Origin of the sequence: Mesorhizobium sp. ESP-6-2, assembly GCF_020164675.1 — a bacterium.
In the GTDB taxonomy this organism is placed as follows: domain Bacteria; phylum Pseudomonadota; class Alphaproteobacteria; order Rhizobiales; family Rhizobiaceae; genus Mesorhizobium.
Map to the genome: position 1 here is coordinate 887,681 of NZ_JAIUGT010000001.1, position 12,217 is coordinate 899,897.

The following is a 12,217-nucleotide window of genomic DNA, read 5'->3' on the forward strand; positions in this document are numbered from 1 at the left end:
CTACCGTATCGCGTCGAGCGCTTGGCGCTGCCGGTGCATCTCCAGGAAGATCCGGTAGTCGCGATCGAAGCGGGCGCCGGCGGCCGGGTTGGCGGCGCGCGTCCTGCCGCCCTGCTGCATGGCAAGACAGGCTGCGTTGAGGTCGGGGAAAAGCCCGGCCGCGGTCGCCGCCACCATGCCGGTGCCAAGCAGCACCGCCTCGTCCGCCAGCGGCTCGACCACCGTGCAGCCGGTGGCGTCGGCATAGAGTTCCATCAAGAGCGGGTTTTTGGTGTGGCCGCCGGTGACATGCAGCGTGTCGATCAGATAGCCATTCTCGTTCAGCGCTTCCAGCACATGGCGCACGCCGAGCGCGATGCCGACGGCGGCGCGCCAGTAAAGTCGGCACAGGCTGTCGAAGGAGGAATCCAGCGTCAGACCGCTGATGACGCCGACCGCGTGCGGGTCGGCGAGCGGCGAGCGGTTGCCGTGGAAATCCGGCAGCACGTGCAGCCGGCCGGCAAGCGCATCGCCCTCCGCGGCGCGCAGCTCGGCAACGCGGCTTGCAATCCTGGCATGCATGGCGGCGTTCGGCTCGCCGCCGGCGCCGTGCCAGCGGATAATGTGGTCGAGCAGGGCGCCGGTGGCAGACTGGCCGCCTTCCGACAGCCACAGCTTCGGAAGTGCGGCGCCGTAATAGGGGCCCCAGACGCCGGCGAAAGGCTGCGGATCGGGCGACATCGCCATGACGCAGGAGGACGTGCCGGCGATCAGCGCCAGGTGACGGCCGATATTCCGCTCGTCGCCGGCAAAGCCGCCGAGCACGCCAAGCGCGCCGGCATAGGCGTCGATCACCCCGGCGCCGACCCGGCATGTCTCCGTCAGGCCAAGGCCCGCCGCTGCTTGCGCGCTCAAAGAGCCGATGCAAGCGCCGACCGGACTTGCCCTTTCGGGCAGATTGCCGTGCTCGAAGAGGTCATCGAGGCCGACGAGTTCGAAGAAATCGCGCTGCCATGCGGGTTCCCGGTGTGCCAGATAGGTCCATTTGGCGGTCAGCGTGCACTGCGAGCGGGCCAGCGACCCCGTCGCCTGCCAGGTCAGGAAGTCGGTGAGGTCGAATAGATAGCCGGCTTCATTCCAGGTCTTCGGCAGGTTTCGCTTCAGCCACATCAGCTTCGGCGTTGCCATTTCCGGCGACATGACGCCGCCGATATAGTTGAGCACCTCATGGCCGCTTGCCGTGCATTCGTCGGCCTCGGCGATGGCGCGGTGATCGAGCCAGACGATGGTGTCCCAGCGCTCCTCTCCGGTCACCGAAACGCTGAGCTGGCCGCCTTGCCTGTCGCGCACGACCAGCGAGCAGGTGGCATCGAAGGAAATGCCGGCAATGTCCTCGGCGGCAACACCGGATTTTTCGCGGGCCGCACGCACCGCGGCGCACACGGCTGACCAGATATCACGCGAATCATGCTCGGCGTGATCGGCCTTCGGCTGGTGCATGGCGATCGGGTGCTCGGCGCGGCCGAGCAAGGTGCCACTGGTGTCGAGAATACCCGCGCGGGCGCTCCCGGTGCCGACATCGACCGCGCAAACGAACTGTTTCGTCAAGATGCTCTGTCTCTCGCTCCCAGGCCTGCAATCAGATCGGGCAATTGCAGCATGTCAGCGAATATAAAGTCCGGCTCACTCGACGCAAGCCGCGCTTTCAGCGCCGGGTTGCCGGCATGCGAGCCGCCGGTGAAAGCAAAGACGCGCATGCCCGCGGCGCGCGCCGCCGCGACGCCGGCGGGGCTGTCCTCGATCACAAGGCATTTGCGCGGATGCGCCCGCATCGAGGCGGCGGCATGAAGGAACAGGTCCGGCGCCGGCTTTCCCCTTGCCACCATGCCGGCGCTGAACAGATGCGGCTCCATCAGCCCAAGCAATCCCGTGACGTCGAGCGCATAGCGGATACGGTCGAGCGTGCCCGAGGACGCGACACAGAACGGCAGCCCGAGCTTCAGCAGCATGTCCTTGACGCCGGGGATCGGCTTCAGCTCTTCGCGAAACTTGCGCATCAATTCGACACGCATCGTGGTCAGGTGCTGATCGGTGATATCAAGGCCAAAGTCGCGGTCGAGGATCTCGCGCACGCTTTTCATGCTCTTGCCGAGGAAATGCTCGTAGGCCTTGTCCTCGCCGATGCTGCCGCCGGCAAGCGCGATCATGCCCAGCAGCGCTGAGACCGACAGCGCCTCGCTGTCCACCAGCACGCCGTCGCAGTCGAAGATGACCAGGTCAGGCGCCATGGTATCGAACGGCTCTCAGAGCCTGCCTGCGAGATAGCGTGTCAGCGTGGCGCGCGCGCCATCCGTCCACAGCACGTTCAATGCGTGCGCGAAGGCCTCGACGAACGGTGCGGCACGGCCGACATCGCCATAGATATCCTCCATGGCAAGCCACGCCGCGGGCGCATCCTTGGCCGCCTTCGCGGTCGCCTGCAAACGTTCCCAGCTCGGATCATTCGGCTCGATGACGGCGCCGCTATCCGTCGTGCCGAAGCAGTAGCGGCACCACAGCGCCGATTCCAGCGCCAGGCCGGCGACACCCTTTCCCGCCTTCAAGCGGTCGGCGATGGTCGGGATGATGAATTTCGGCTGGCGGTTGGAGCCGTCGAGGCAAAGCCGGCGCACCGTGTCGCCGATCTTGGGGTTGGAGAAGCGGTGCTCGATGAGTTGGTAATATTCCTCCAGCACCGTGTCCGGCACCGGCGGCACGGTGGGGATGATCTCGTCGTGCTCGAGCTTGTCGAGGAAGCCGCGCACCAGCGGCTCCTGCATCGCCTCGTGGACGAAATGGATGTCCATCAGCCCGGCCGGATAGGCGATGGCTGCATGGCCGCCATTGAGGATGCGGATCTTCATCAGCTCGTAAGGGGCAACATCGCTGACGAACTGCACGCCGACATTCTCCAGCGGCGGGCGGCCGGCGGTGAAATGGTCTTCCAGCACCCATTGCCGGAACGGTTCGCAGAACACCGGCCAATTGTCCTCCACGCCGAACTCCTTGGCCAGGATCGTGCGCTCGCGATCGGAGGTGGCCGGCGTGATGCGGTCGACCATGGCGTTGGGAAAGGCGACCTTGTCGCTGACCCAGTTCGCCAGGTCCTCGTCGATCAGCCGGGCAAGCCCGATGACGCCGTCGGAGGTGACATGGCCGTTATGGGGGATGTTGTCGCAGGACATGACCGTGAACGGCACGATGCCGTCGGCACGCCGCCGCACCAGCCCGGCGAGGATGATGCCGAACACGGTCTTCGGCACGGCACCGGCTTGCGCATCCGCGACGATGTCGGGATGCGTGGGGTTGAACACGCCGGAGGCAGGATCGATGAAATAGCCGCCTTCGGTGATGGTCAGCGACACGATCTTGATCGCCGGATCGGCCAGCCGTTCGATGATGGCGGCGGCATCGCCCGGCGTCAGGAAGTCGATCATGGCGCCGGTGACGCGGGCGCTCATATGCCCCTCATCCTGCTCGACCACCGTCGTCAGCCAGTCCTGCTCTTCCAATTTGCCGCGGCCGATCTTCTCGCCCTCGAATACGCCGGCGCCGACCAGCGCCCAGTCGTGGCCGACGCCCGAATTGAACAGCTCGTCGAGATAGACGGCCTGGTGCGAGCGGTGGAAATTACCGACTCCGAAATGCACGATGCCGGCCTTCAGCGCCGACCGGTCATAGTTCGGAACGGCGACCTTCGGCGGAAGCCTGGCGAGGTTCGAGGAAGAGAGTTTCACTGTCATCTGCATTACCCTTCGGCCGATCTGCGGCCCGACTGTTTCGCCTCCTTCGGAAGAGCGGGGATGAGGGGCAACACCTGGCGTTCAGTATGCTGCCCCTCACCCGCCCCGCGGCGTCTTCTCCGGAGGAAAAGAGAAAAGCGCCTCCCCCCTCAACTCATCCACGTCAACTCATCCACTGGCCGCCATCGACATTGTAGGTCTGGGCGACGATGTATTCGGCTTCATCGCTGGCCAGGAACACGGCCATGCCGGCGAGGTCTTCCGGTCTGCCCATGCGGCCATAGGGCACGCCTTCGCCGACCAGCCTCTTCTTTTCGCCCTTCGGCCGGTTCTCGTATTTGGCGAACAGCGCGTCGACCTGGTCCCACATGTCGCTGTCGACGACGCCGGGCGCGATGCCATTGACGTTGATGCCGTGCTTGATCAGGTCGAGCCCGGCCGACTGGGTCAGCGAGATGACCGCCGCCTTGCTGGCGCAGTAGACCGCGACCAGCGGCTCGCCGCGCCGCCCGGCCTGGCTCGCCATGTTGATGATCCTGCCGCCCTTTCCCCGCGCGACCATCGAGCGGGCGGCTGCCTGCAGCATGAACAGCGTGCCGGCGACGTTGACGGAGAACAGTTTCTCGTAGCTGGCTCTCGATATCTCCACGATCGGCGCCAGGTCGAAGATCGCGGCGTTGTTGATCAGTATGTCCAGGCCGCCGGTCCTGGTTTCCACCGCCTTCACCGCGGCGTCGATGGAGGCCTGGTCCGTGACGTCGAGCTTCACGGCATAGGCCGTGCCGCCGATCCCCGCGGCCGTCTTCTCGGCGGCTTCGAGATCGATGTCGGCAATCGCCACCACGGCGCCTTCACGGGCATAGGCTTCGGCGAAGGCCTTGCCGATGCCGCGCGCCGACCCGGTGATCAGCGCCGATTTGCCTTTCAGCCTCACGGCGCCAATGCCTTGCCGTCGGGGCCGAAGCGATGCAGCTTGGCCTTGTCGGGCGTGAGGTAAATGCTGTCGCCATGGTGGACGCTGAGTTCGCCGTCGGCGCGCACCGTCAGCGGGCCGACACCGTCGGCCTGGACATGCAGGAAGGTGTCGGATCCCAGGTGTTCGGCGACGCCGACCGTCGCCTTCCAGTCGCCCGCCGTGGTCGAGATCGCCATGTGCTCGGGCCGGATGCCGATGGTCCTGGCGCCGTACTTCGCCGCCGGCGCGCCTTCGATCAGGTTCATTTTCGGGGAGCCGATGAAGCCGGCGACGAACAGGTTTTTCGGCGTCTTGTAAAGCTCCATCGGCGAGCCGACCTGCTCGACATTCCCAGCATTCAGCACGACGATCTTATCGGCCATGGTCATCGCCTCGACCTGGTCGTGGGTGACGTAGATCATCGTCGTCTTGAGCTGGTGGTGCAGTTCGCTGATCTCCAGCCGCATCGTGCCGCGCAGTGCCGCGTCGAGGTTGGATAAGGGTTCATCGAACAGGAAGGCTGAAGGCTGGCGCACGATGGCGCGGCCGATGGCGACGCGCTGGCGCTGGCCACCGGAAAGCTGGCCGGGGCGGCGCTCGAGATAGTTGGTGAGGTTAAGCACGCGCGCGGCGTCCTTCACCTTCTTGTCGATGGTCGCCTGGTCCTCGCCCGCCATCTTCAGCGGGAAGGCGATGTTCTTGGCCACCGTCATGTGCGGGTAGAGCGCGTAAGACTGGAACACCATGGCGAGCTTGCGCTTGGCCGGCGCCTCGCCGGTGACGTCGCGGCCGTCAATGTTGATGGTGCCGCCGCTGGTGTCCTCCAGGCCGGCGATCAGTCTGAGCAGCGTGGACTTGCCGCAACCCGACGGGCCGACGAAGACGACGAACTCGCCGTCCTCGATGACGAGATCGATGTTAGGAATGATCGAAGTCGAGCCGAAGGACTTGGAGACGTTCTTGAGCGTGATATTTCCCATGCTTTCCTCCCGGTGGATTTCCGTCCGCCGCCTGGCGCACGCTGCTACTTCACGGGCGCCGCCCCTACTTCACCGCACCGAAGGTCAGGCCGCGCACCAGTTGCTTCTGGCTGAACCAGCCCATGATCAGGATCGGCGCGATCGCCAGCGTCGAGGCGGCCGAGAGCTTCGCCCAGAACAGGCCTTGCGGGCTGGAGAAGGAGCTGATGAAGGCGGTCAAGGGTGCTGCTTCCGTCGTGGTCAGCCGGATCGTCCAGAACGCTTCGTTCCAGGCCAGGATGATGTTGAGCAGCATGGTCGAGGCAATGCCCGGCACCGCCATGGGTGTGAGCACATAGATGATCTCGTTCCACAGCGAGGCGCCGTCCATGCGCGCCGCTTCCAGGATCTCGCCGGGGATTTCGCGGAAATAGGTGTAGAGCATCCACACCACGATCGGCAGGTTGATCAGCATCAGCATCACCATCAGGCCGATGCGGCTGTCGAGCAGGCCGGTGTCGCGGAAGATCAGGTAGATCGGAAACAGCACGGCCACGGCCGGCATCATCTTGGTGGATAGCATCCACATCAAAATGTCCTTGGTCCGCTTGGTCGGCGAGAACGCCATCGACCAGGCCGCCGGAATGGCGACCAGCAGGGCCAGGATGGTCGAGCCGACCGAGAGCAGCACCGAGTTCAGGAAGAACTTGAAATAGCCGTTCTGCGCCTGGACCTCGGAATAGCTCTCGAAGGTCCCGGACGGGATCAGGTTGAAGCCCTGGATCGCCTCCTGTTCCGACTTGAACGAGGTGATGATGGTGTAGAGGATCGGGAAGAAGATCAGCAAGGCGACGATCCAGGCGGCAGCCGTCGCGATCGTCTTGTGCCGGGTTGTGACTGCGCGTGCCATCTTTTCCTCCTTATCTGTCAAGGTTCTTGCCGACGGCGCGCATGGCGAAGAAGGCGACGATGTTGGCGAGAATGACGGCGATGATGCCGCCGGCCGAGGCCTGGCCGATTTTGAATTCGAGCAGCGCCTTCTGGTAGACCAGGAAGGGCAGGTTGGTGGAGGCGTATCCCGGACCGCCATTGGTGGTGACGAGGATCTCGGCATAGACCGAAAGCAGGAAGATCGTCTGGATCAGGATGACGACGGTAATCGCCCGCGACATGTGCGGCAGCGTCAGGTAGATGAAGCGGCTGATGAAGCCGGCGCCGTCCATCTCGGCGGCTTCCTTCTGCTCGCCGTCCAGCGACTGAAGCGAAGTCAAAAGAATGAGCGTCGCGAAAGGCAGCCACTGCCAGGCGACGATGATGATGATGGCGGTCAGCGGATATTGTCCGAACCAGTCTATGGGCTGGAGGCCGAAGAACCGCGCTATGTCGGCGAAGACGCCGTATTGCGGATGCATGATCATGTTCTTCCAGACCAGTGCCGCCACCGGCGGCATGACGAAGAACGGCGAGATGACGAGGATGCGCACGATGCCCTGGCCCCACATCGGCTGGTCGATCAAAAGCGCCAGCAGGATGCCGCCGACCACGGTGATCACAAGCACGCTGACGACGATCAGCAGCGTGTTGAGGATCGATTGCAGGAAGGCCGGGTTGGAATAGAACAGCGCGTAATTGGAGAAGCCGACGAAGCCGTCGCGGATCGGATTGAGCGGATTGTACTGCTGGAAGGAGAACCAGAGCGTGAGCGCCAGCGGAACGACCATCCAGACGAGCAGCAGGACGACGGATGGCGCCATCATGAAACGGGCAAGCGAACGGGTCTGCTGAGTAGCCATGACGGTCACCCTTCAAGGATCGGACGGAATTTTCTCGAGCTGTCGGAACTGGCCGCCCGAACTGGGTTTCGGGCGGCCGTTGCCGGCCATGGTCGGCGACCGGCCTTAGGCACCGGGAGGAGCCTTACTGGATGTAGCCGCCCTCGGTCATCGCCGCGGTTGCGGCGTCCTGGGCCTGCTTCAGCGCGTCGTCGACGCTCGACTGGCCGGCAAGGGCTGCCGAGAACAGCTGGCCGACGGTGGTGCCGAGGCCCTGGAATTCGGGGATGGCGACGAACTGCACGCCGACATAGGGCACCGGCTTGACGGTCGGGTGCGTCGGGTCTGCGGCATTGATGGAGTCCAGCGTCATCTTGGCGAACGGAGCCGCCTTCTGGTACTCTGGATTGGCGTAGAGCGAGGAGCGCGTTCCCGGCGGAACGTTGGCCCAGCCTTCCTTCGAGGCGACCAGCTCGGCGTAGTGCTTGCTGGTTGCCCATGACACGAACTTCTCGGCGGCATCGGCCTTCTGCGTGCCGGCAGGAATGGCCAGCGACCACGCCCACAGCCAGTTGCCGCGCTTGCCCAGCCCATTGTCAGGCGCCAGCGCGTAACCGACCTTGTCGGCGACCTGCGAGGCCTTGGGATCGGAGACGAAGGAGGCGGCGACGGTAGCGTCGATCCACATGCCGCACTTGCCCTGCTGGAACAGCGCCAAATTCTCGTTGAAGCCGTTGGAGGACGCGCCCTCCGGCCCGTCGGCCTTCATCAGGTCGACATAGAATTGCAGCGTGTTTTTCCATTCGGGCTGGTCGAACTGCGGCTTCCAGTTCTCGTCGAACCAGCGCGCGCCGAAGGAGTTCGACATGGCGGTCAGGAAGGCCATGTTCTCGCCCCAGCCGGCTTTGCCGCGCAGGCACACGCCGTTCACGCCGTTGGCGCGGTCGGTCATCTTGTCGGCGGCCTGCTTGATGAAGTCCCAGGTCGGCGCGTCGGGCATCTTCAGCCCCGCCTTCTCCATCAGGTCCTTGCGGTACATGACGAAGGAGCTTTCGCCGTAGAAAGGCGCGGCATAGAGCTTGCCGTCGACCGAGAGGCCGCCGGCGATCGCCGGAATGATATCCTTGGCGTCGTAGTCGTCGCCGAGCTTGTCGAGCGGCAACAACCAGCTCTGCTTGGCCCAGATCGGGACCTCGTAGGTGCCGATGGTCATCACGTCATACTGGCCGCCCTTGGTGGCGATGTCGGTGGTGACGCGCTCGCGCAGCACGTTCTCTTCCAGCGTCACCCAGTTGAGCTGGATGTCGGGGTTCGCCTTGGTGAAGTCGTCGGTCAGCTTCTGCATGCGGACCATATCGCCATTGTTGACGGTGGCGATGGTGATGGATTCGGCATGTGCCGCGAACGCGAGCGCGCTGGCCGAGCACAAGCCCAGGATGAGCGTACGAAGTTTCATCAAATTCCTCCCATGGACCAAGATGAGCATTTGCCTTGGCTGTGAGCAATTACTCATTAAGAATGAATTATGTCAAGCCAGATTCGATGGTGCAGTGCACACTCGATGGAGGAGCGCCGACATGGCACGTGCAAAGGGCCGCCCCTCAGGCGCGGACCGGGCGACACCGGCGATCTGGATAGAGCGCGGTTTTGATCCTGGAGTTAGCCGGTCAGCAGGCGATCTCGGCCAGGATCCAGTCGCGGAAAGCGCGGATCTTCGGCACGTTGCGGCGCGCCTCCGGATAGACCAACCAATAGGCGTGGCCATCGTCGCCGACCAGGTCGAAGGGCTGGATCAGCCGGCCGTCGGCGAGTTCCGCCTTGAACAGGGCCCTGGTCAGGATCGCCACGCCATGACCTGCGATTGCCGCATTGGCCTCATAAGCCTGCGCGCCCATGCTGCTGCCGGGGCGCTTGGCAAGGTCGTGACTTTGCACGCCTGCGGCCTCGAACCATTGCGTCCACCAGATGTCTCCGGGATCGAGGATCGGCAGCCGCAACAAGTCGGCCGGTTCCTTGACGCCGCCGATGCTCGCGGCGAGCTTGGGGCTGAGCATCGGCGTGAAATCGGCGTCGAGCAGCTTGTAGGCTTCCAGCCCCGGCCATTTGCCGCCGCCCGAACGGATTGCAAGGTCGACATCCTCGCGGGCGAAATCCGTCAGGCGGCTCGACGTATCGAGCCGCACGGCAAGCGAGGGATGCGCGATCTGGAACGAACCCAGATGATGTGCCAGCCAGTTGGAGGCAAAGGTCAGCACCGTGGTGACGCACAGCAGACCGTCGGCCCCGCCGCGCGCCGCCGCATAGGCCTGGCCGAGAATGGCAAAGGCCTCGCTGACGGCCGGCGCCAGGCGCTGCCCAGCTTCGGTGAGTTCGATCTGTCGCGGCCGGCGCAGGAAAAGCGGCGCGCCGACCCGCTCCTCCAGCACCTTGATCTGATAGCTGACCGCTGCTTGCGTCATCGCCAGTTCCTCGGCCGCCTTTGTGAAGGAAAGATGCCGCGCCACCGCTTCGAACACCCGGATCGCCTGCAGCGGCGGGAGCTGCGCAACCTGTCGCGAGCCGAGATCCGGCATAAAGCCTCCTTATGGGTCGTTATCGACGTTCGATTGGCAAAGGTGGCCGGCAAGACCGACATTCATCCTCAACCCGTCATGCGGGTTCAGGATAGCGAAGGTTGACGATCATGACCATGACGCAGCAGAAATGCACTCCCGCTCCGGATCACCGCTGGATTTCATGGCTTGCGGACGGATTCGGCTGGTTCGCGACCAGAAAACGCGCGCATCTCGACATTAGGGATCTGTCGCCGCATCTGCAGCGCGACCTCGGTTTCCTCGACGGCAACGATCCGTTGGGCCGGCACGGATAGCCTTGTTGGCTTTATCGCAACGCGGTCGGCACGGCCACATGCCGCAAGCCGGTCAGATGCCGGCCAGCAGGGCGGCGGCGGTTCGTTCGTCGGTGATGAGGCCGTTGACCAGCCGGCGGTTCACGGCCGCCAGGATGCCCGGCAGCTTGCGTTCACCCATGGCGAGCGCGATGACCAGCGACTTCTCCCGTGACGGCAGGGCCGCCGACGACACCCGGTCGTTGGTGATGCCCTCGACCATGCGGCCGTCGCGATCGAACACCCAGCCGACGATTTCGGCGACGCCGCCCGCTTTCTGCAATGCCTTCAGCTCGGTGTCGGAAATGAAGCCGTCCTCATAGAGCGGCGCCTTCGGGCCGAGGTCGCCGATGCCGACGAAGGTGACGTCGGCCTCCGCGGCCAGCGCCAGCGTCGGCTGGATCATCGGCTGGCTGAGCAGCATCTCGCGTTCCTGCGGCGAGGACGCGATGACCGGCAACGGCATCGGGAAGGACCGTGCCTTGACCCTGTCGGCCATGGTGAAGATGACGTTGTAGAAAGCGGCCGAACCGTCGGGCGAGATATTGCCGGTCAGCGACACCACCTTGTGCTGTGGGCACTCCATCGGCGGCAATTGCTCGATCGCAGCCTTCAGCGTACGGCCGGTGCCGATCGCCAGCACGATCGGGGCCGGCGATCTCAGCCGCCTCTCGATTTCCGCAGCGGCGGCTTCGGCGATGCCGATCGTCGTCGACGAGGAGGTCGGGTCGCTCGGCACCACCTCCACCAGATCGAGCGCGAAGCGCGACTTCAGGCGGGCGGCGAGGTCGAGGCAGTTGGCGATCGGATGGTCGACGCGCACCTTGATCAGGCCTTCCGACACTGCCAGCGACACCAGCCGCTGCGCAGTCTGCCGCGAGATGCCGAGCGTGGCGGCGATCTGGTCCTGCGTGTTGCCGGCAACGTAATAAAGCCAGCCCGCGCGGGCGGCATCGTCCAACCTGTTGCTGCCGCCCTCCTGCCGGTTGTTCACGTCCTGCCTCCCGAAACCGCTGGTCATGGAAGCGGTCCGCGCCTACTTTCGCAGGGAACCGCGCGCTGCGCAATTGTCAATCGCCAGGGCAATTGCTTGCGCTTGCGGGCGGGGGGATCGGCCGGATCATCGTCGGCCTTGGGATTCCACGGCAGGCAAAAGGAGGATTTCCGTTCCGACAGGTGGCACGTTCTGCCGTCCGGATGGTTTATCTCGCGGGGTAAACCCTTTAAGGGAACGCCAAAAGGAGCGTTGCATGACACCGAAAGCGGTTTTCTGGGACATGGACGGCACGCTGGTCGACAGCGAACCGCTGCACGAGGCAGCCCTGGTGGCGGCGATGCGCAATGTCGGCCTCACGCCCCCGGCCGACCTGCATGAGCGCGTTCTCGGGGTCGCTGCCTGGCCGGTCTACCTGATGATGCGCGACGAGTTCGGCCTTGACCTGCCCTTCGACGAGTGGATCGTTCACAAGTACGAGCATTATCTGCCGCTTGTCACAACATTGAAGCCACGCCCCGGTGCGATAGAGATCTTCAACGAATTGCGCACGCTTGGCGTGCAGCAGGCCGTGGTCTCGAATTCCGACCGCATGATCGTCGACGCCAATCTGGGCATGGTCGGCCTGACCTATCCCGGCATGAAGACGATCAGCCGCAACGACGTGCGCGAAGGCAAGCCGAACGCCGAGCCGTTCCTGCGCGCCGCCTATCTGGCCGATGTCGATCCCGCGAACGCGGTGGCGATCGACGACAGCTGGCCGGGCGCCATGGCAGGGCTGGCGGCTGGCATGAAGACGATCTTCTGGCCGGAAAAACCGATGGAAGGACCGCCCGGAGCGCGGGTCATCAACAGCGCCGGGGAATTGCGGGCGGAACTGGGGCTCTAA

At 64.5% G+C, this 12,217-nt stretch carries 12 protein-coding genes; 2 read left to right on the forward strand and 10 right to left on the reverse strand.

Features of this window, described 5'->3' with window-relative positions; translation table 11 throughout:
• From LB532_RS04370 to gcvA, 9 genes are all read right to left on the reverse strand, one after another.
• A complete protein-coding gene (locus tag LB532_RS04370; RefSeq protein ID WP_140639272.1) occupies nt 1-1,587 on the reverse strand; it encodes an FGGY-family carbohydrate kinase in 1,587 nt (528 codons plus the stop codon).
• Nucleotides 1,584-2,267, reverse strand: a complete 684-nt coding sequence (locus LB532_RS04375; RefSeq protein ID WP_140639271.1) for an HAD-IA family hydrolase — start codon at nt 2,265-2,267, stop codon at nt 1,584-1,586. The genes LB532_RS04370 and LB532_RS04375 overlap by 4 nt, the downstream gene beginning before the upstream one ends.
• Before the next feature lie 15 nt (nt 2,268-2,282).
• Nucleotides 2,283-3,761: a mannitol dehydrogenase family protein gene (locus LB532_RS04380; RefSeq protein ID WP_140639270.1), complete on the reverse strand. Its 1,479-nt coding sequence runs from the start codon at nt 3,759-3,761 to the stop codon at nt 2,283-2,285.
• A gap of 163 nt (nt 3,762-3,924) precedes the next feature.
• Complete coding sequence (locus LB532_RS04385) at nt 3,925-4,695, reverse strand: L-iditol 2-dehydrogenase (protein ID WP_140639269.1); 771 nt, start codon at nt 4,693-4,695, stop codon at nt 3,925-3,927.
• Nucleotides 4,692-5,696: an ABC transporter ATP-binding protein gene (locus LB532_RS04390; protein ID WP_140639268.1), complete on the reverse strand. Its 1,005-nt coding sequence runs from the start codon at nt 5,694-5,696 to the stop codon at nt 4,692-4,694. Before LB532_RS04390 ends, LB532_RS04385 begins: the two co-directional genes overlap by 4 nt.
• Nucleotides 5,697-5,760: 64 nt before the next feature.
• Nucleotides 5,761-6,585, reverse strand: a complete 825-nt coding sequence (locus tag LB532_RS04395) for a carbohydrate ABC transporter permease (RefSeq protein ID WP_140491348.1) — start codon at nt 6,583-6,585, stop codon at nt 5,761-5,763.
• Nucleotides 6,586-6,595: 10 nt separating this feature from the next.
• Nucleotides 6,596-7,468 (reverse strand): carbohydrate ABC transporter permease, encoded by an 873-nt coding sequence (locus tag LB532_RS04400; RefSeq protein ID WP_140491346.1) that lies wholly within the window; start codon nt 7,466-7,468, stop codon nt 6,596-6,598.
• A gap of 124 nt (nt 7,469-7,592) precedes the next feature.
• Complete coding sequence (locus LB532_RS04405) at nt 7,593-8,903, reverse strand: ABC transporter substrate-binding protein (RefSeq protein ID WP_140491344.1); 1,311 nt, start codon at nt 8,901-8,903, stop codon at nt 7,593-7,595.
• 211 nt (nt 8,904-9,114) lie between these two features.
• The gene (gcvA, locus tag LB532_RS04410; RefSeq protein ID WP_140639267.1) at nt 9,115-10,020 is read right to left on the reverse strand and encodes a transcriptional regulator GcvA; all 906 of its coding nucleotides are present in this window, start codon (nt 10,018-10,020) and stop codon (nt 9,115-9,117) included.
• Nucleotides 10,021-10,130: 110 nt separating this feature from the next.
• On the opposite strand from gcvA, the gene LB532_RS04415 reads away from it, so the two are divergent.
• Entirely contained in the window at nt 10,131-10,316 is a 186-nt protein-coding gene (locus tag LB532_RS04415; RefSeq protein WP_140639567.1) for a hypothetical protein, read from the forward strand.
• Nucleotides 10,317-10,368: 52 nt separating this feature from the next.
• Here the strand turns inward: LB532_RS04415 and LB532_RS04420 are convergent, their stop codons facing one another.
• Complete coding sequence (locus tag LB532_RS04420) at nt 10,369-11,328, reverse strand: sugar-binding transcriptional regulator (RefSeq protein ID WP_140639266.1); 960 nt, start codon at nt 11,326-11,328, stop codon at nt 10,369-10,371.
• A 256-nt stretch (nt 11,329-11,584) separates the two neighbouring features.
• On the opposite strand from LB532_RS04420, the gene LB532_RS04425 reads away from it, so the two are divergent.
• On the forward strand, nt 11,585-12,217 hold the full coding sequence (locus LB532_RS04425; RefSeq protein WP_140639265.1) for an HAD family hydrolase: 633 nt from the start codon (nt 11,585-11,587) through the stop codon (nt 12,215-12,217).